The sequence below is a fragment of the Pseudomonas sp. FG86 genome (assembly GCF_057808775.1).
This window is the reverse complement of sequence record NZ_JBMDIS010000017.1, coordinates 77,833-95,884: the sequence shown is the minus strand read 5'-3', so window position 1 is coordinate 95,884 and position 18,052 is coordinate 77,833. Positions and strand designations below refer to the sequence as shown.

At 63.1% G+C, this 18,052-nt stretch carries 17 protein-coding genes; 10 read left to right on the top strand and 7 right to left on the bottom strand.

The annotated features are described in order from the left end of the window. Window positions 1–3: 3 nt before the first annotated feature. From ACODSV_RS13925 to ACODSV_RS13890, 8 genes are read left to right on the top strand one after another with little or no spacing between them, the layout of a single operon-like run. Window positions 4–468 carry a transglycosylase SLT domain-containing protein gene (locus tag ACODSV_RS13925; RefSeq protein ID WP_150054104.1) on the top strand — a complete coding sequence of 155 codons (465 nt, stop codon included), beginning with the start codon at window positions 4–6 and terminating at the stop codon, window positions 466–468. Then, a complete protein-coding gene (locus tag ACODSV_RS13920; RefSeq protein ID WP_150054103.1) occupies window positions 465–1,649 on the top strand; it encodes a type II secretion system F family protein in 1,185 nt (394 codons plus the stop codon). The genes ACODSV_RS13925 and ACODSV_RS13920 overlap by 4 nt, the downstream gene beginning before the upstream one ends. Window positions 1,650–1,653: 4 nt before the next feature. Further along, on the top strand, window positions 1,654–3,291 hold the full coding sequence (locus ACODSV_RS13915; RefSeq protein ID WP_150054102.1) for a GspE/PulE family protein: 1,638 nt from the start codon (window positions 1,654–1,656) through the stop codon (window positions 3,289–3,291). Then, a complete protein-coding gene (locus ACODSV_RS13910) occupies window positions 3,272–3,997 on the top strand; it encodes a hypothetical protein (protein WP_223820627.1) in 726 nt (241 codons plus the stop codon). Before ACODSV_RS13915 ends, ACODSV_RS13910 begins: the two co-directional genes overlap by 20 nt. Then, entirely contained in the window at window positions 3,994–4,551 is a 558-nt protein-coding gene (locus ACODSV_RS13905) for a hypothetical protein (protein ID WP_150054101.1), read from the top strand. Before ACODSV_RS13910 ends, ACODSV_RS13905 begins: the two co-directional genes overlap by 4 nt. A 6-nt stretch (window positions 4,552–4,557) precedes the next feature. Then, complete coding sequence (locus ACODSV_RS13900; RefSeq protein WP_150054100.1) at window positions 4,558–5,094, top strand: hypothetical protein; 537 nt, start codon at window positions 4,558–4,560, stop codon at window positions 5,092–5,094. Continuing rightward, window positions 5,091–5,582, top strand: coding sequence for a hypothetical protein (locus ACODSV_RS13895; RefSeq protein WP_150054099.1), 492 nt, complete (start codon window positions 5,091–5,093; stop codon window positions 5,580–5,582). Before ACODSV_RS13900 ends, ACODSV_RS13895 begins: the two co-directional genes overlap by 4 nt. An 18-nt stretch (window positions 5,583–5,600) precedes the next feature. Then, a complete protein-coding gene (locus tag ACODSV_RS13890; RefSeq protein WP_150054098.1) occupies window positions 5,601–7,553 on the top strand; it encodes a secretin N-terminal domain-containing protein in 1,953 nt (650 codons plus the stop codon). A gap of 344 nt (window positions 7,554–7,897) precedes the next feature. On the opposite strand, the gene etfB is transcribed toward ACODSV_RS13890, so the two are convergent. From etfB to ACODSV_RS13860, 6 genes are all read right to left on the bottom strand, one after another. Beyond that, window positions 7,898–8,668, bottom strand: coding sequence for an electron transfer flavoprotein subunit beta (etfB, locus tag ACODSV_RS13885; RefSeq protein WP_150056343.1), 771 nt, complete (start codon window positions 8,666–8,668; stop codon window positions 7,898–7,900). Window positions 8,669–8,678: 10 nt separating this feature from the next. Then, window positions 8,679–9,899 (bottom strand): electron transfer flavoprotein subunit alpha, encoded by a 1,221-nt coding sequence (etfA, locus tag ACODSV_RS13880; RefSeq protein ID WP_150056342.1) that lies wholly within the window; start codon window positions 9,897–9,899, stop codon window positions 8,679–8,681. Beyond that, entirely contained in the window at window positions 9,899–11,842 is a 1,944-nt protein-coding gene (gene dgcB / locus ACODSV_RS13875; protein WP_150095490.1) for a dimethylglycine demethylation protein DgcB, read from the bottom strand. Before dgcB ends, etfA begins: the two co-directional genes overlap by 1 nt. A 171-nt stretch (window positions 11,843–12,013) precedes the next feature. Continuing rightward, the gene (dgcA, locus tag ACODSV_RS13870; RefSeq protein WP_150095219.1) at window positions 12,014–14,074 is read right to left on the bottom strand and encodes a dimethylglycine demethylation protein DgcA; all 2,061 of its coding nucleotides are present in this window, start codon (window positions 14,072–14,074) and stop codon (window positions 12,014–12,016) included. 15 nt (window positions 14,075–14,089) lie between these two features. Beyond that, entirely contained in the window at window positions 14,090–14,620 is a 531-nt protein-coding gene (locus ACODSV_RS13865) for a 4-vinyl reductase (RefSeq protein ID WP_024077809.1), read from the bottom strand. Between the two features lie 51 nt (window positions 14,621–14,671). After that, the gene (locus ACODSV_RS13860; RefSeq protein WP_024077810.1) at window positions 14,672–15,649 is read right to left on the bottom strand and encodes a dipeptidase; all 978 of its coding nucleotides are present in this window, start codon (window positions 15,647–15,649) and stop codon (window positions 14,672–14,674) included. A gap of 219 nt (window positions 15,650–15,868) precedes the next feature. On the opposite strand from ACODSV_RS13860, the gene ACODSV_RS13855 reads away from it, so the two are divergent. Both ACODSV_RS13855 and ACODSV_RS13850 read left to right on the top strand, forming a co-directional pair. Then, window positions 15,869–16,270, top strand: coding sequence for a lysozyme inhibitor LprI family protein (locus ACODSV_RS13855; RefSeq protein WP_069077113.1), 402 nt, complete (start codon window positions 15,869–15,871; stop codon window positions 16,268–16,270). Window positions 16,271–16,309: 39 nt separating this feature from the next. Continuing rightward, window positions 16,310–16,726, top strand: coding sequence for a DUF3010 family protein (locus tag ACODSV_RS13850; RefSeq protein WP_150055971.1), 417 nt, complete (start codon window positions 16,310–16,312; stop codon window positions 16,724–16,726). 124 nt (window positions 16,727–16,850) lie between these two features. On the opposite strand, the gene ACODSV_RS13845 is transcribed toward ACODSV_RS13850, so the two are convergent. Beyond that, window positions 16,851–18,029, bottom strand: a complete 1,179-nt coding sequence (locus ACODSV_RS13845) for an AAA family ATPase (protein ID WP_024077813.1) — start codon at window positions 18,027–18,029, stop codon at window positions 16,851–16,853. Window positions 18,030–18,052 lie beyond the last annotated feature (23 nt).

The following is an 18,052-nucleotide window of genomic DNA, read 5'->3' as shown; positions in this document are numbered from 1 at the left end:
ACCATGCACACCCTGCGAATCGCCCTGACGTTGCTGTGCCTTTCGGGCGTCGCCGAGGCCGACTGCTGGCAACTGGCAGCCAGCCGCTACCACGTCGACCCACTCTTGCTGTACGCCATCGCCAAGGTCGAATCCGGCCTCAACCCCAGCGCGCGCAATATCAACAGCGACGGCAGCCAGGACATCGGCCTGATGCAAATCAACAGCCGTCATTTGCCCGCGCTGGCACGCTGGAGTATCACCGAACAGCAGTTGATCACGCAGCCCTGCACCAGCGTGATGGTCGGTGCGTGGGTGCTTGCCGGTTTTATTCGCGAACACGGCTACGGCTGGCAAGCTGTCGGTGCCTATAACGCAGGCCCCAAGCCGGAGCGGGAAGCACGGCGCGCCCGGTATGCCCTGACCGTGTGGCGCTACTACCGCGAGTTGCTGCAGCAGCGCCAGCAACTGGCCGGACGATCGCCATGATCGATATCGATGCGCGCGTCATCCGCAACGGCCATTTGCAGACCCTGCGCCTGCAAGCCCTCGACCTGGCCCACGCACGCCGGCAATTACAGGCTGACGGCACACAGGTCATCTCGTTGAAAGCCCGCCGCCAGTTGAAACTACCCAGTCGCCGCGCCCGATTTGCCCTGGGTTTGTTTATCCAGGAACTGGTGGTGCTGCTGGACGCCGGCCTGGTGCTGGTGGAAGCCGTGGAAACCCTGCGCGACAAGGCCCCCCAGGGCATCAACCGGCAGGTCATGAGCGATCTGCTCGCATCCATGTACGAAGGCAACTCGCTGTCCAAGGCGATGCAACTCAAACCCGCGGTCTTTCCTTCACTGCTGGTGGCGACCGTGGCGTCCTCGGAACACAGCGGCCAGTTGGCCGTCGCCCTGCGCCGCTACCACCACTTCGAGGCGCACCTGGAAACCGTGAAAAAACGCGTCAGCGGCGCCCTGATGTACCCCTTGGTGGTGCTCAGCGTGGGCGCATTGATCCTGCTGTTCCTGCTGTTTTTCGTGATCCCGCGTTTTGCCTCGGTGTTCGACGCGGTCGCCGACCTGCCGGCAACGGCGCGCTTCATGGTGTGGTGGGGCGCGCTGGTGGAGGCGCGCGGCATGGAGCTGCTGCTCAGCCTGGTGCTGGCAATTGGCGGGTTGGTGTTGCTGTTTCGCAGTGCCGGTTTCAAACGTCGCGCCGCCAGCCTGTTCTGGAAAATCCCCAGCCTGGGTGCCCAGCGCACATTGTTCGTGCTCGCGCGGTTTTATCGCACCGCCGGCATGCTGCTGATGGGTGGGATGCCGGTGGTCACGGCCGTGCAATTGTCCGGCGCGCTGCTGCCCGTGGAACGTCAAGCCGACCTGCACCAGGCCCTGACCGATATCCAGGCCGGGCAGCCCCTGTCCACTTCGCTGGCCCGCCACCAACTGACCACCGCCGTTGCCGAGCGCCTGTTGCGCGTGGGTGAACAGAGCGGCGAGCTGGCGGCCATGTGCGAGCGTATCGCGCAGTTCCACGATGAAGCGCTGGAACGCGCCATCGAGCTGTTCAGCAAGGTCTTCGAGCCCCTGCTGATGCTGGTGGTGGGCGGGCTGATCGGCTTGATCGTGTTCATGTTGTACATGCCGATTTTCGAGTTGGCGGGTTCCATCCAGGGGTAGCGCAATGAGCGAACAGACACGGCAATGGCAAGCACTCGCGGCGCAACGTGGCCTGTCCCTGGCCGATTACCTGCGCGAAGTGCTGCACACCGTACCCGACCAGTTGCCCACGATCGCCACCACCCTGGGCCTGACCCCCATCGAGCCCGCACACCTCGCCGAGCACTGGCGCTTCGACCTGCTGGCGCTGCCCCAGGCACTGATCCACAACGTGCTGCCCGTGGACTATCAAGGCCGGCCCTGCCTGGTCCTCGGAGAGCCTTTCACCCTGCGTGATCGCCACTGGATTCAATCCACCCAAAGCCTGCGTGCCTTGCCCCTGGCCATGAGCCTGCCCGATGCGGTCAAGGCCCAATTGAGCCTGGCCGAAGCGAGCCAGCGGGTCATGCAACCCTTTGGCGAAGACGACGAAAACGTCCGGGTCAGCCAAGCCGCCCAGGAAATTTCCCTGAGCAGCATCGCCCGCGACGACAACCCGGTGGTGCGCCTGGTCAACTCCATGCTGTTCGATGCACTGCAAAGCCGCGCCAGCGATATCCATGTGGAAAGCACGCCCCAGGGCCTGGTGATCAAGTACCGCATCGACGGCGTGTTGCAGCAGATGGGCCAGGCCAGCGGGATGGACATGGCCGAACAGGCGCTGTCGCGGATCAAGGTGTTGTCGGAGCTGGATATCGGCGAGCGGCGGGTGCCCCAGGACGGGCGTTTCAAGATGAAAATCCAGGGGCGCGAAGTGGATTTCCGCGTGTCGATCATGCCCAGCATCCACGGTGAAGATGCGGTGCTGCGAATTCTCGACAAATCCCAGCGCGGCGAGTCCCTGAGCCTGGAAACCCTGGGTTTGAACGCCGATACCATTGCGCGCATCCGTGTGTTGGCCAGCGAACCCTATGGCATGTTGCTGGTGACCGGGCCCACCGGCAGCGGCAAATCCACCACGCTGTACGCCGCCTTGTCGGAGACCAATACCGGCGAGAAAAAAATCATCACCATCGAAGACCCGGTGGAATACGAACTGCCCGGCGTACTGCAAATCCCGGTGAACGACAAGAAGGGGCTGACGTTCGCCCGTGGCCTGCGCTCGATCCTGCGCCATGACCCGGACACCATCCTGGTGGGGGAAATCCGCGACGGTGAAACAGCGGGCATTGCCGTGCAGGCGGCGTTGACCGGGCACCTGGTGCTGTCGTCGGTGCATGCCAACAGCGCCTTCAGCGTGCTGGAGCGTTTTACCTATATGGACGTGGACCCGGCCAGTTTCGTCGAAGCCCTCAATGGCGTGGTTGCCCAGCGCCTGGTGCGGCGCATCTGCCCGGACTGCGGCGTGGACGCGGAGCCCGACGCGGACCTCGCGCGCCTGGCCCAACTGCCCGAAACCCAGCTCAGGCAAGGCCATTACCGCGAAGGCAAAGGCTGCGAGGCCTGTCGCCACACCGGTTATCGCGGCCGGCTCGCCCTGGCGGAGGTGCTGAGCGTCACCGACAGCATCAAGGAGGGCCTGCTCCATCGCAGCTCGGCGTCTACCCTGCGCGAACTGGCGCGCGAAGCCGGCCACGTGTTCATCCGCGATATCGCCCTGGCCCACGCGGCCCAGGGCGACACCACGCTCAAGGAGTTGCACCGTGTCATTTCCCTTTATTGAGCACGTGGTGTGGCTGCACAGCACCGGTGTCGCCTGGGCCGCGCGCGCCCGCGGGCGCAATGCGAAGGTGTGGGGTGCCCAGCAGGCCGGCGACCCCCTGGGCGCCTGCGCCGAACTGTTGGCACAGGCCCCGCGCGGCCGCGTGCGCGTGCTTGATCGGGCCAAGGTGCTGCTGGGGTTTCCCCATGTGCACTACCTGATGCTGCCGTGGCAAACCGACCTGTACAGCGCAGGCGACTGGCAAGGTTTCGCCGAGGCCACCTTCAACCAACAGGCCGGCATCGACCCTGAGCGCTGGCAGGTGCAGGTCGCCGCGAGTCAGTTCGGCGATGAGCGCCTGGCCGTGGCCGCCCCACGGGACCTGCTGCACGACCTGCGCGAGCTGTTCAAGCTGCACCGATTGCCCCTGGTCACCTGCGCACCGCTGCTGACGGCGGTGGCGCAGCAGTACTGGCGGCAATTGCCGGCTGATTGCGTACTGGCGGTGCCGGAAGCCGAGAGCCTCAGTTGCCTTTATCGGCACCAGGGGCGCGCCGATCAAGTGTGCGTGATATCGACACAGCCCGGCAGCACCTTGAGCGACAACCTGTTCACTGCCGACCTGCTGGCCCAGCGACAGGCGCCCGCCACCCGGGTCGTCGCCAACAGCCCCACCGAGCACTGGTTGGGCCCCCTGCACCCGTGGCTGGGAGCACCGTTACCATGATTGCCCGGCTGACTTCCCGCCTCGCTCGCGCCCGGCAACAGGGCTACGCCCCCTACGTCGACTTCCAACGGGCCAGCGCCACCCATCGACCGCTGGTGGCGGCATTGTGGCTGGTGGCGACCCTGCTGATCATCCAGGCCTGGCAGCAATGGGACGCCATGGCGCAACAGCAACAACAGACCGATGCCCTGGAGCAGCGTTTTACCCAGTTGACCCGCCGCCAGGAGCAATTGATCCAGGCAGCTATCCGCCTGTCGCCCCGGCAGAAACAACAGGTGACGGCCTTTACCCAACAGTCCACCACACCCTTTGCGCTGATGAACGCCGTGGCGCGGGCCTGGTCCGGCGAGGTCGCCTTGACGCGCGTAGAGGTCAACACCCAGGCCCAGTTGCTGCACCTGGACCTGGAAGCCAAAGGGCTGGGTGACGCGTTTCGCTTTGTCGAGCGGCTCAAGGCCCAACCCGGTGTCCAGGTGAACCTGCAACAAAGCGCGCGCAAAACCAATGACCCACAGCACCCGGTGCAGGTCAAACTCAGCGTTGGCGCGAGGTAGCCCGCCATGGACACCCTCACCCGCCACTGGCCGCGCCTGCGTTGGCACTTGATGCAAGCGCAACAGCGCCTGGGCTTTTGGGGCCTGTTGGCGCTGGGGGTGATGGCTGCGGCGCTGGTGATCGAGGTCACGCTGATTCACCCGGCCGGCGTGGCCGACAGCCTGCGTCGCCAGGCACTGGAGGCTGGCATCGCCGAACACCCCGAGCAGGTCCAGGTCACCGAGCCGGCCGTGGTTGAGCGCTTGCCCAGCGCTGAGGACTTCGCCCCGCGCCTGGAAAAACTGCTGGGCCTGCTCACTCAACGCGGCTTCATCATCGAACAGACCATCCTGGCCTACTCTGCCCCCGGCGACACCGGGTTGCAGCGCCTGGACCTGGAGATCCCCCTCTCCGGCCCCTACCTGCTGCTGCGCAGTACCTTGGCCGACATCGCTAAAGAGCCAGGCGTGCGCATCGAAAGCGTAACCCTGGAGCGCAAGGCAATCAGCAACGGCCTGCTGGACATCAGCCTCAAGCTGAGTGTGCTGGGGGTGGTGGAATGAAGCTGCCGCTGTACTTGCGCGTGTTGTTGCTGCTGACCCTGATCGGCTGCGCCTGGCTGTTCTGGGAGGACACTGTAGACAGCCCCGAGACACCCTCGACGCCGGCGATCGCGCGCGCTGTTGAAACGCCCTCGGCCCCCGTCGCCACCCCCACCCCGGACGAGGTCGAAGGGCTCGACCTGTTTCCCGCCCAGACCTGGACGCCACCGCCGCCGCCGACACCGGTCGACACTTCGCCGCCCCAACCACCGCCGTTGCCGTTCAGCGTGAGCGCGCAGTGGCGCTACGAAAACCAGCCGAAAATCGTGGTGCTGCGCGGCAATGGCCGCCAGTACACCCTGTGCCACCGCTGCGCGGTGCCCGGGCACATCGAGCCAGGCAAGATGCTCGACGCCCACTACCGGCTGGACAAACTCACCGACACCGCCGTGGTGCTGACCTTCATGCCGCTCAAGCATGCCAGCACCTTGCGCCTGGACAAACAATGACCGGGGAAGGACAGGATCATGGCGAGACATAAGTTATTCCCCCTGAGCCTGGCGCTGACGCTGCTGGGGGCCTGTGAAACCCAGCGCGCCATCGAGCACAGCGACGCGTTGCGCCAACAGGGCGACATCGTGCGCTCGGTCGAGGTGCTGCAAGCCGAAGCCAAGGAGGCCCCTGACGATGTGCAGTTGCGCACAGCACAATTCGGCAAACTGGAGTTGCTGGTCGCCCAATACAGCCGGGAAGCAAGTGCCGCCTTGATGCGCGGCGACGATGCAGCCGCCATCCGCGCGCTGGAAACCATCCTCAAATACGACCCCGGCAACCTCGGTGCTCGCCAGGAAATCCAAAGTATCCAGGCGATGAAGCAACTGCGGCCACAGCTGGAACGGGCTTATGCCCTGCAACAATCGAACCCCGTGGAGGCATTGAACCTGGTGCGCCAGGTCATCGCGCAAAAGCCCAATTACCGCGCCGCCCTCGATTTACGCAACGCCCTCACCCGCCAACTGGTCAGCGCCGACTACCTCAGCCCCGACCTCAGTGACGCAATGCGCAAACCGCTCAGCCTGGACTTCAGCTCGCAAAGTCTGGGCACGATTTTCGAAACGATTGCGCGGCTGTCCGGGGTGAACTTCGTCATCGACAAGGACGTCAATCCCAGCGCCTCGGCAAGCATGACCGCCAGCAGAACCACCGCCGAAGACGCGCTTAACCTGCTGCTGACCACCCAGGGCCTGGACAAGAAAATCCTCAACGCCAACACCATTCTCATCTATCCCCGGCGACCGGACAAAGAGCGTGAATACCGTGAGCTGGCAGTGCGCACGTTCTACCTCAGCCATGGCGACCCCAAGGTCGTCGGCGCCGAAATCAAGCAGGTCCTCAAGCCCAAGGAAGTGCTGGTGGACGAACGCCTCAACGCGGTGATCGTGCGCGATGGCCTCGACACCCTCAGCGCCGTGGAAAAACTGGTGGAGGCCATCGATATCGCGCAGTCGGAAGTGACCATCGATATCCAGGTGCTGGAGGTCAGCCTGAATGACGAACGGAACCTGGGCATCCAGTACCCGGAGAGCATCGGCTTATCCGTGGGCAACCTGGCCAACGTACCTGCCGGGCTGGCGGGTATCCCACTCAGCGCGTTGCGCGGGCTCAATGGCGACAACATCCTGCTCGACGCGGGCAGCACCTCGGCGCGCATCAACATGCTGCAACGCAGCGGCAATACGGTGACCCTGGCCAACCCCAGGGTTCGCGTGCGCAACCGTGAAGAAGCCCAGGTGAATATCGGCGACAAGATCCCGGTGGTGACCACCACCACCGCCAACCAGGTCACCACATCGTCGGTGTCGTATCAGGACGTGGGGCTGCAGATCAACGTCAAGCCCAATATCAGCCTGAGCGATGAAGTGAACCTGGAATTGAACGTGGAAATGAGCCATATCACCAAGCGCATTCCCGGCTCGGACAATGTGCCGGCCACCTTCGAGCTGGGCTCCCGCTCGACCAAGACCTTGTTGACCGCGCGCAACAATGAAACCCAGATCGTCTCGGGGCTGATCCGCACGGCGGATATCGACGAAGGCTCAGGGCTGCCGTGGTTGAGCCAGATCCCGTGGATTGGCAAGAAACTGTTCGGCAGCAACCAGAACACTCAGCAGAAAACCGAGATCATCCTGCTGCTGACGCCGAGGATCGAACGCAACCTGGACCTGCCGATTTCCCAGATCAGCACCTTCCACAGCGGCACGGAGGCACGCAGTTCGACCGAGGGCATGATCCTGCGCGATACCACCGAGAAAATGATCCTCAAGCCCACTGGGGGCGACCCTACCCCGGCGTTGCCCGCGCCGATGCAGCCGTCGGATGGCACCTGGCAGGCATTGCCGCCGCCGCCATTGCCGTCAGCCTTGCCAGACCTGGTGCCCAAACCCGCGCCGGCACCCACACCGGCACCGGCATCGCCTTGATTTCATGGTCTGATGGAGATGAGGTCCCGCTGAATACCCGACTTAGCACTGTCGCGCAGCAAACTGGAACCCCTGTGGCGAGCGGGCTTGTTGTGGCGAGCGGGCTTGCCCCGCGTTGGGCTGCGAAGCAGCCCCAAAACCTGGCGATTTAATATGCCTGGATAAACGCGGTGGCCTTATTGGGGCTGCTTCGCAGCCCAACGCGGGGCAAGCCCGCTCGCCACAACAAACCTGCTCACCACAACAAACCTGCTTGCCCCAACAAGCCCGCTCGGCACAAAAATGCAGTCGTTTAAGAGAGGGGAGCAAGCTCCCTTCCACATTTGTTTTGCAGTGTTTATGCGTTAACGCACCACGCCTTCTTCGATCAGCAACTTGAGAATGGCTTGGGCGCCTTCCTCGGCGCTTACGCCCTTGAGCACCTGCCCACCGCCGCCGCTGGCCTTGGCCGTGGCGGCCTTCATGCGGTCGGCGCCGCTCTTGGCCTTGATCACCTTGAGCCGCTTGGGCCGAGGTTTGGCCGGTTGCAACAGCGCACTGCCGAATAACTCATCCTCTTGAACCTCAACCTCATGGGCCGCCAGCTCACCGCGTTGCGCCGGGCCGTAGGCACTTTGCCGAGGTTTGGGCGCAGCGTTATCCACCGTCGCCAGGAACGGCAGGCGCACCTTCAAGCGGCGGCGTTGGCCGCGGGGCAAGGCTTGCAGTACATGGGCCACGCCCGCGTCGATGGACTCCACCTGCGCCAGCCCCACAATCAACGGCCAGCCCAGGTGCTCGGCGAGCAGGAACGGCAACATGCCCGAACCCTCGCCTGTTTCCGCCTGGCTGCCAGTCAGCACGATGTGTGCCCCCGCGTCGCGCAGGTAGTCGCTGAGCGCCGACAACACATCAGCCCCGAGCGGTTGCTCAAGGACCTGCAGTTGCGGCAACCCCATGCCCAGGTAGCTGCGCAACGTGGGTTCGGCGATGTTGCCGGCATGCAGTACCTGCAACGTGTCCCCTGCCAGTTGCAAACCCAGTTCCACAGCGCGGGCATCCTGTTCGGCGCGGCGCGGCCGGCCGGAGGTCGGGTGGGCGCCGATGGACACCAGGCTGATTACATTCGTCGTCATGGCCATTTCCTTAAGCCGCATCGCGCTTGGCGCCGCTGCGGTATGTCTGGACCGCGTCGATCAAGGCTTGCAGTATCGCGGCGCTTTCGCCGATCACCGACAGGTCGGCGCGCTTGATCATGTCGCAGCCCGGGTCGAGGTTGATCGCCACCACTTTGTCGCAGGCGCCGATACCTTGCAGGTGCTGGATCGCCCCAGAGATCCCCACGGCCACGTAGACCCGTGCGGTGACCCAGGTGCCGCTGGCGCCCACCTGGCGGTCGCGCGCCATGAAACCGTCATCCACCGCTACCCGTGAGGCGCCTTCGGTCGCGCCCAGTGCGGCGGCGGTCTGGTGGAAGAGTGCCCAGTCCTTGACCCCGTTGCCGCCGGAGAAGATGAACTCGGCCTCGGCCATGGGAATCGCCGCCGGGTCCACCGCCACCGCGCCGAGGTCCTCGATACGCGGCAGGCTGCGCGCCAGGGTTGTGGATAACTCTACGGGCAGCACTTCGTGACGGGTATCGCTGACCGGGTCGGCACACTCGGCGGCGGCCAGGATCAGCCGCGGCAGCGGTCGAGCCAAGTCTTGCTGGCCGGCACCGGCGCGGCCGATGCATTCCTCCCCCTTGATCTGCCACACCCGCGTGGCCGGGCGCTCCTTGAGGCTGGCGGCGAAACGCCGACCCAGTTCGCCGCCGCCACCGCGGCTGTCGGGCAGCAACCAGTGGCGCGGGTTGAATTGTTGGTCCACGGCCCGCAGGCCCTGGACGCGTTGCTCCGGTGAGTAACCGTCGAACTCGTGGCCTTCCAGCACCAGCAGACGATCGACGCCGGCCGTGGCAAACGCGCTTTCCTTATGCTCGCCAAACACCACCGCCAGTACCGCGCCGTCGCTGCCGGCCAGTTGCCGGGCCAGGCCGAGCAGGTCTCGGTCATGGCTGCTCAGGCGGCCGCCGACCATGTCCGGTACCACGTTGATGTAGAACGCCGGGCTGGGCACCTGATGCAACGGCAACTGCACTTCTACCGCGGCTGTACGCTTGGTCGCGCCACCCTGCTGGGCGCCGCTGCGGTCGATGCGCTTGATGCCGTTGGGGCCGATAAAACCGACACCGTGCACGTTCTTGCGAATGACGCCGTTGGGCCCCATCCAGCTGTGTTGCAGCGGCTGCATCGCCGCATGCAGCGGGTGCAGACGGTTACGGGCAATCCATTCGGCCCGTGGGTCGCGGCGGATAATGTCGCTCATCAGTGCACCTCCGCAGGTTCACGCGGGATGGGAGCCTTGGCCGGCGTGGCATCTTCGAGCAAGGCGTCAGCCACCAACTCGGCGATGTCCTTGATCAGTGGGCGCGGTTCGACCACGCCTTCGAGCATCGCGGTGCACTGTGGGCACCCCACGGCCACCAGCTCGGCGCCGGTTTCGCGGATGTCGTCCATGCGCATATCCGGGATACGTTGCTTGCCGGGAATGTCCGTAATCGGCGCACCGCCGCCGCCACCGCAGCAGCGTGAACGGAAGCCCGAGCGTTGCATTTCCTTGACCTCGATCCCCAGCGCCCGCAGCACTTGGCGCGGTGCTTCGTATTCGCCGTTGTAGCGGCCGAGGTAACAAGGGTCGTGATAGGTCACGCTGTTGCCCTTGTGCTGGCCCAGGTTCAATGCGCCGTCGCCGATCAGTTCGGCCATGTAAGTGCTGTGATGCTGCACCACATAGTCACCGTTGAAGGCGCCGTATTCGTTTTTCAGCACGTGGAAACTGTGCGGGTCGCACGTGACGATGCGCTTGAAGCTGTACTTGGCCAAGGTCTGGATATTGCGTGTGGCCAACAGCTGGAAGGTCGCTTCGTCGCCCAGGCGACGGGCCACATCGCCACTGTCGCGCTCCTCGAGGCCAAGCACGGCGAAGTCGACCTTGGCCGCTTTCAGCACTTTGACGAAGGCGCGCAAGGTCCGTTGGTTACGCATGTCGAAGGCACCGTCGCCGACCCAGAACAGCACATCGGCGCTGCCTTTTTCACTGAACAGCGGCAGGTTCAAGTCTGCCGCCCAGTTCAGGCGCCCGCCCGGGGCAAAGCCGCCCGGGTTGTCGGTGGCGATAAGGTTCTCCAGGACTTCGGCGCCCTTGTTCGGTGTGGCGCCTTTTTCCAGGGTGAGGTGGCGGCGCATGTCGACGATGGCGTCCACGTGCTCGATCATCATCGGGCACTCTTCCACGCAGGCACGGCAGGTGGTGCACGACCACAGGGTCTCGGCGTCCACCAGGCCGTTGACGATCGGTTGATGAGGATTACCGCTGTGTTCGCCGATCGGCTTACCGGGATACGGGCTGCCGGCGAATGCGGCATCGGTGCCGCCGGCGAGGCCGACCACCATGTCCTGGATCAGCTTTTTCGGGTTCAGCGGCTGGCCAGCGGCAAATGCCGGGCACGCGGCTTCGCACTTGCCGCACTGCACACAGGCGTCGAAGCCGAGCAGTTGGTTCCAGGTGAAATCCTTGGGTTTTTCCACGCCCAGTGGCGCGCTTTTGTCGGTCAGGTCCAGCGGCTTCAAACCTGTGGATCGGCCACCGCCAAAACGCTCGGCGCGGCGGTGCCAGGCCAGGTGCAGAGCCCCGGCGAAGGCGTGTTTCATCGGGCCGCCCCAGGTCATGCCGAAGAACATCTCGGACACGCCCCACAGCACGCCAACGCTGAGCAACGCTGCCAGCAGCCAGCCGCCGAAGTCGGCAGGCAGGATCCCGGCCACCGGCAAGGTCACCAGGAAGAAGCTCACCGAGAACGCCATCAGGCTTTTCGGCAGGCGCATCCACGGGCCTTTGGACAGGCGCGACGGTGGGTTACGCCGACGCAGGTAGACGAACGTGGCGCCGACAAACATCAGCACCGAGGCCAGCAGCAAGGCGTAGCCGAGGATGCGATTGTGCAGGCCAAAGCCATGCACCAGGATCGCCAGCAGCGCCGACAGCACAAAGCCCAGCGCCGTAGCGACGTGGGTGTTGGCGATGTATTTGTCGCGGGCAACCACGTGGTGCAGGTCGACCATGTAGCGCTTGGGCATGGCCAGCAGGCCGCCCAGCAGGTCGACCTTGGACGCGCGGCCACGGCGCCACATGTTCACCCGGCGCAGGGCGCCGAGGACGGCGAGGCCCAGGGCGGCAAACAAAAGAATAGGCAGCAAGGTGTTCAACATGGTGAAGCTCCCACAGACCACACAGGTCTACTGTGAAACCGGCCCTGAATGTGGGAGGGGGCTTGCCCCCGATAGCGGTGGTTCAGCAACAGCTGTATCAACTGACACTCCGCCATCGGGGGCAAGCCCCCTCCCACACTTGGACCGAGTACACATTGGTTCAAGGCCGGCTTAGAAATCCTTGCACAGGCGCAGGGCGTCATAGATGGCAGCGTGGGTATTGCGCTGGGCCACACAGTCACCGATGCGGAACAGCAAGTACCCATCGCCCGTCTCGCTCAGGCACGGCTGTGGCTTGATCGCGAACAGGGCTTCAACGTCGATCTGGCCCTTGTTGCGCGAACCTGGCTTGAGGGCGTAGTAGATTTCCTCGTCCGGACGGACACCGTTCTCCACCACCACCTGGTCCACCACCCGCTCCTCCTTGGCGCCGGTGTATTCGTTCTCCAGCACCGCCACCAGCTTGTCGCCTTCGCGGTAGACCTTTTCCAGCATCATGTCGCCGGTCATGATCACTTCCTTGGGGTACATGCTGCGGTAGTAGGTCGGGAACGACGTACCGCCGATGGCCACGCCGGGCTTGATGTCGTCGGTGACGATCTCGACCTGGCTGCCTTTGTCCGCGAGGAAATCCGCCACTGACATGCCGGTGAACTCACAGATGGTGTCGTACACCAGCACGTTCTTGCCCGGCGCCACCTTGCCGTCGAGCACGTCCCAACTGCTCACCACCAGGCCTTCGGCTGCGCCCCAGTGTTCGTTTTGCTCGAGATTCGGATGCCCGCCGACCGCCAGCACGACCACGTCCGGACGCAGGTCCAGAATGGTTTCAGCGTCAGCGGCAACCCCCAGGCGCAGGTCGACTTTCAAACGCGCCAGCTCCAGCTGGAACCAGCGGGTGATACCGGCGATCTGGTCGCGCTGCGGGGCCTTGGAGGCGGTGGTGATTTGCCCGCCGATAAATTCTTTCTTCTCGAGCAGGGTCACGTCGTGGCCACGTTCGGCGGCCACGCGCGCGGCCTCCATCCCGGCCGGGCCGGCACCGACCACCACGACTTTGCGCTTGGGCTCGGTGGACTTCTCGATGATGTGCGGCACGCCCATGTATTCACGCGACGTCGCGGCGTTCTGGATGCACAGCACATCCAGGCCCTGGTACTGGCGGTCGATGCAATAGTTGGCGCCGACGCACTGTTTGATCTGGTCGATCTGGCCCATCTTGATCTTGGCGATCAGGTGCGGGTCGGCGATGTGCGCACGGGTCATGCCGACCATGTCCACATAGCCGCCTTCGAGGATACGGGTGGCCTGGTTCGGGTCCTTGATGTTCTGCGCGTGCAGCACCGGAACCTTGACCACTTCCTTGATACCGGCCGCCAAATGCAGGAACGGCTCCGGTGGATAACTCATGTTGGGGATCACGTTCGCCAGGGTGTTGTGGGTATCGCAACCCGAGCCCACCACGCCGATGAAATCGAGCATGCCGGTGTCGTCGTAATACTTGGCGATCTGCTTCATGTCCTCGTGGGACAGGCCGTCCGGGTGGAACTCGTCACCGCACAGGCGCATGCCCACGCAGAAGTCGTCACCGACCTCGGCGCGAACGGCCTTCAAGACTTCCAGGCCGAACTTCATGCGGCCTTCGAAGGTACCGCCCCACTCGTCGGTACGCTTGTTGACCCGTGGGCTCCAGAACTGGTCGATCATGTGCTGGTGCACTGCGGACAGTTCCACCCCGTCCAGGCCACCGGCCTTGGCGCGCTTGGCGGCGCTGGCGTAGTTGCCGATCACGCGCCAGATTTCTTCCGGCTCGATGGTCTTACAGGTGGCGCGATGCACCGGCTCGCGCACGCCGGACGGCGACATCAGGGTTGGCCAGTTAAAGCCGTCCCAACGCGAGCGACGGCCCATGTGGGTAATCTGGATCATGATCTTGGCGCCATGCTTGTGCATGGCGTCGGCCAGGTTCTGGAAGTGCGGGATGATGCGGTCGGTGGACAGGTTCACCGAACTCCACCATTCCTGGGGGCTGTCGATGGCCACCACCGAGGAACCGCCGCAGATCGCCAGGCCGATACCGCCCTTGGCTTTCTCTTCGTAGTACTTCACATAGCGGTCGGTGGTCATGCCGCCGTCGGTGGCATACACCTCGGCGTGGGCGGTACTGAGCACGCGGTTGCGGATGGTCAGTTTGCCGATCTGGATCGGCTGGAACATTGCTTCGAAAGCCATGGCAGGGTCCTCGGCTTACAACGGCTTGACGATGAACAGGCCGTCATCGTGGCCCTCTTCGGAGCCTCCGTAGACTTGCTCGGCCACGGTGCGAATCTGGCTACCACGCGCTTGCAGGATCTGGTCCATGGCACCGGCAAACCAGCCGGTGAACATGTAGTCGACCTTGCGCCCGACCTTGCCGTACACGTAGACGAACGCCGAGTGTTCCAGCTTGACGCTGGCGGTGCCTTTGTCGAGGTCGATGTCCTGGATCTTGAACAGGCCCCAGCCGCGTTGCGACAGGCGTTTCATGTAGTGCTCGAACACCGCGACGCCTTCCAGGCCGTGGCATTCGGCTTCTTTTTCACACCAGTGCCAGGCGGACTTGTAGCCGGCCTTGTAGAGGATCTCGGCGTAGGCTTCGGCGCCCAGCACTTCTTCGATGCCCATGTGGTTGTTGACGAAGAAATGGCGCGGTACGTACAGCATCGGCAGGGCGTCGGAAGTCCAGACACCGGTTTCGCTGTCGACTTCGATTGGCAATTGCGGGGCGATCTTGGCCATGGAAACTTAACTCCAGAAAAATTCGTAGTGGTATGCCCGGGGGTGTTTGGCTTATTCGCCCCAAACGTCCTTCAAGACGTTGACCCAGTTCTCGCCCATGATCTTGCGCACCACACGCTCAGAGTGGCCGCGCTTGAGCAGGGTCTCGGTGAGGTTGGGGAACTCGCCCACGGTGCGGATGCCCAGCGGGTTGATGATCTTGCCGAAGCTGGTCAGGCGGCGGGCGTAGCCCTTGTCATGGGTCAGCATTTCGAAGAAATCCTGGCCATGGCCCTGGGTGAAGTCGGTGCCGATGCCGATGGCGTCTTCGCCGACGATGTTCATGGTGTATTCAATCGCTTCGGCGTAGTCGTCGATGGTGGAATCGATGCCCTTGGCCAGGAACGGCGCAAACATGGTCACACCGACAAAACCGCCGTGGTCGGCAATGAACTTCAGCTCTTCATCGGACTTGTTGCGCGGGTGCTCCTTAAGGCCCGATGGCAGGCAGTGGGAGTAGCACACCGGTTTCTTCGATTCGAGGATGACTTCTTCGCTGGTCTTGGAGCCGACGTGGGACAGGTCGCACATGATGCCGACGCGGTTCATCTCGGCGACGATCTCGCGACCGAAGCCCGACAGGCCGCCGTCGCGCTCGTAGCAACCGGTGCCCACCAGGTTCTGGGTGTTGTAGCACATCTGCACCACACCGACGCCGAGCTGCTTGAAGATCTCGACGTAGCCGAGCTGGTCTTCAAACGCGTGGGCGTTCTGGAAGCCGAAGATGATGCCGGTCTTGCCCTGTTCCTTGGCCTTGCGGATGTCGGCGGTGGTCTTCACCGGGATCACCAGGTCGCTGTTCTCGCGGATCAAGGTCTGGCTGGCGACGATGTTGTTGATCGTGGCCTGGAACCCTTCCCACACCGACACGGTGCAGTTGGCGGCGGTCAGGCCACCTTTGCGCATGTCCTCGAACAGCTCGCGGTTCCACTTGGCAATGATCAGCCCGTCGATAACGATGCTGTCGGCGTGCAATTGCGCTGGGCTCATCAGGCGTCCCCTTATTGGCGATTCATGCGCCGAATCGTCTGCCGGCGCTTTGGGGCCAGCATATGCCCAGGGGCAACCTGAGCCGGGTGCAAAAACGACAGGGGAATTGCCGAAAGCGTCAATCCGCGACAAAGGCTGTTAAGAGGTGTCTGACTGGCGGCTGTTCTTTGTCTTACGCTTGAGCCAGAATTCGGTCATCCACTGATATGAGACGGCGCAATGAAATCGATTTTCCTGGCTTTGGCACTCATCGCAACCGGCGTCCACGCCGCCGAAGACACCGACAGCACGCCGTGCGACGGCATCGAAAACGACAAGCAAACCCTGGAATGCGCCACCTACAACAAAACCACCGCAGAACAATTGCTCAAGGATAACTACCAGGTCCTGCTGGAGCGCATGGGTTCGACCTATGGCCGCAACAAGTCACAGCTCGCCGACATTACCGCTCGTCTGAAGGACGCCCAGCAGAAGTGGGAAAAGCTGCGTGACGCCGATTGCGCGGTGGATACCTTCCCGGCGGTGACAGGCACCAAGGAATATGCAATTGCGCAGAATGATTGCCTGGCGCGGATGAGTGATGAGCGGTCGGAGTTTCTGGAGTCGATTGGGCAGGAATAAGCGACAATCCCTGCCTCTCTCTTTGAACCAAGGCTACTCATGACTCTCTGCGGCATCGAAATCAAAGGCAGCGAAGCGATCTTCGCCGTTGCCTCCCTGGACGACCAGACACTGACCCACGTCGCCCTGGCCACCAAGAAAATCGCCCTTGAAGACGACGATGAAGCCGCCAACGTCAAAGCCTTCGCCGCCCAGGTGAAGGCGTTCGTGCAGGAAAACGCCATCCAGCGCATCGCCATCAAGAAGCGCAGCAAGAAAGGCGAATTCGCCGGCGGCCCGACCACGTTCAAGATTGAAGGGGTGTTTCAACTGCTGGAGGGGGTTGAGGTGACGCTGCTGTCACCACAGACCGTCAACGCGCAGAACAAGAAGCACAACTTTGACCTGCCGGCGACACTGAACAAGTATCAGCATGAGGCCTTCAAGACGGCGTGTTCGGCACTGCTGAAGAAATAAACCACACCAAACACCCCATGTGGGAGGGGGCTTGCCCCCGATAGCGGTGGGTCAGCCAAAGCTGTATCAACTGACCGTCCGTCATCGGGGGCAAGCCCCCTCCCACATGGGATGTGTGGTGTCTTTAGTGGGGGGCATGGCGCTTGTGCCGCAGCCAGTCGCCGAATGTCTTGTCTTCCAGGGCATAACCGCCCCGGCTCGACTTCCACACCAGTTCCTTGTCGCGCAGGGCATCGATGCAGGCCTGGATGGTCTGGGTACCCGGTACCACGTCGCTGCCCATATCTTCCAGCGCCTTGCTGACAGCCGTGAGGGTGCTGTCGGTAAATGGCGCGAAGGGTTCGTTGTTTTGAGAGCGCTCCACCATCACCTCCAGCACGGCGCGCTGCGGGATGGTCAGGGCGTTCCAGGCGCTTTCGAACTCGGTCCATACACCCGCGCGCAACAGCTCGGCGCGGCTGTGCAGGAGTTGGCCGAGGTTACTGGCCTCGCCTAACTCCAACGCGACTTCACCGATGATCGTACGCAACATCTCGGGGCGCCGGCCTACCAGCTCAAACGCCTCATCAATGTCGGCAGGGTTGAACTGATTGGTTTGCGCCAAATGAGCGTTGAGGTGCACGGTGTACGCCTGGGTGAACTCTTTGCCGAGCAAGGGGAACGGCGTGATGCTGGAGCCGAAGAACGGCTGGCTTTTGCCGAGCACCAAGTGAGCCAGCTTGTCGCGGTTGGAGCCGGTAAACACCAGGCGCAAGCCGCTACCTTCCTCGTCACGGCCTTGGTTGAGCTGATCCCGGGCAGCCTTCAACGCGAACATCGCATTGATACCCGACTCGGTGGTTAATGCGTGCTGCGCTTCGTCAATCACCAGCACAACGGGTTTTTCAGCAGCGCTGTGGAGCAATTCCAACGCTTGGGTCAGCGTCGCCCCGACAGGCAATTGTGGCTTGGTAAAGTCCCAGGAGAGCGTACGCAGAAAGCTCAGTTTCTCGATGCCGATGTTCTTGGCCAGTTTGCGAATGCCCTTTTCATAGGGAACCAGAGCAGCCGCAATAGCACTGGCAATCAACTCTGCAGGATCTTTCTCTTTGTCAGCCCAGAGATCCACATACACCGTCAGCCAGCCCCGGAGCTGACATTCCGGAATCAAGTCTTCGCGCAGAAAGGTGCTTTTGCCGGTGCGACGGGGCGCCGCGAGAAACAGGCCAGAGGTGAAATCCTGAATACCGGCCCCCACCAGGCCATCGGCAATACTGCGTGCCAGGGTGGGGCGGCGAAACACAAAGCCGCTGTGCTTGGGCATGGTTTTATACTCAATTATGTAAA

Coding starts and splice junctions, on each gene's coding strand:
- ACODSV_RS13925 (WP_150054104.1), top strand. CDS start 4: ATGCACACCCTGCGAATCGCCCTGACGTTGCTGTGCCTTTCGGGCGTC.
- ACODSV_RS13920 (WP_150054103.1), top strand. CDS start 465: ATGATCGATATCGATGCGCGCGTCATCCGCAACGGCCATTTGCAGACC.
- ACODSV_RS13915 (WP_150054102.1), top strand. CDS start 1,654: ATGAGCGAACAGACACGGCAATGGCAAGCACTCGCGGCGCAACGTGGC.
- ACODSV_RS13905 (WP_150054101.1), top strand. CDS start 3,994: ATGATTGCCCGGCTGACTTCCCGCCTCGCTCGCGCCCGGCAACAGGGC.
- ACODSV_RS13900 (WP_150054100.1), top strand. CDS start 4,558: ATGGACACCCTCACCCGCCACTGGCCGCGCCTGCGTTGGCACTTGATG.
- ACODSV_RS13895 (WP_150054099.1), top strand. CDS start 5,091: ATGAAGCTGCCGCTGTACTTGCGCGTGTTGTTGCTGCTGACCCTGATC.
- ACODSV_RS13890 (WP_150054098.1), top strand. CDS start 5,601: ATGGCGAGACATAAGTTATTCCCCCTGAGCCTGGCGCTGACGCTGCTG.
- etfB (WP_150056343.1), bottom strand. CDS start 8,668: ATGACGACGAATGTAATCAGCCTGGTGTCCATCGGCGCCCACCCGACC.
- etfA (WP_150056342.1), bottom strand. CDS start 9,899: ATGAGCGACATTATCCGCCGCGACCCACGGGCCGAATGGATTGCCCGT.
- dgcB (WP_150095490.1), bottom strand. CDS start 11,842: ATGTTGAACACCTTGCTGCCTATTCTTTTGTTTGCCGCCCTGGGCCTC.
- dgcA (WP_150095219.1), bottom strand. CDS start 14,074: ATGGCTTTCGAAGCAATGTTCCAGCCGATCCAGATCGGCAAACTGACC.
- ACODSV_RS13865 (WP_024077809.1), bottom strand. CDS start 14,620: ATGGCCAAGATCGCCCCGCAATTGCCAATCGAAGTCGACAGCGAAACC.
- ACODSV_RS13860 (WP_024077810.1), bottom strand. CDS start 15,649: ATGAGCCCAGCGCAATTGCACGCCGACAGCATCGTTATCGACGGGCTG.
- ACODSV_RS13855 (WP_069077113.1), top strand. CDS start 15,869: ATGAAATCGATTTTCCTGGCTTTGGCACTCATCGCAACCGGCGTCCAC.
- ACODSV_RS13850 (WP_150055971.1), top strand. CDS start 16,310: ATGACTCTCTGCGGCATCGAAATCAAAGGCAGCGAAGCGATCTTCGCC.
- ACODSV_RS13845 (WP_024077813.1), bottom strand. CDS start 18,029: ATGCCCAAGCACAGCGGCTTTGTGTTTCGCCGCCCCACCCTGGCACGC.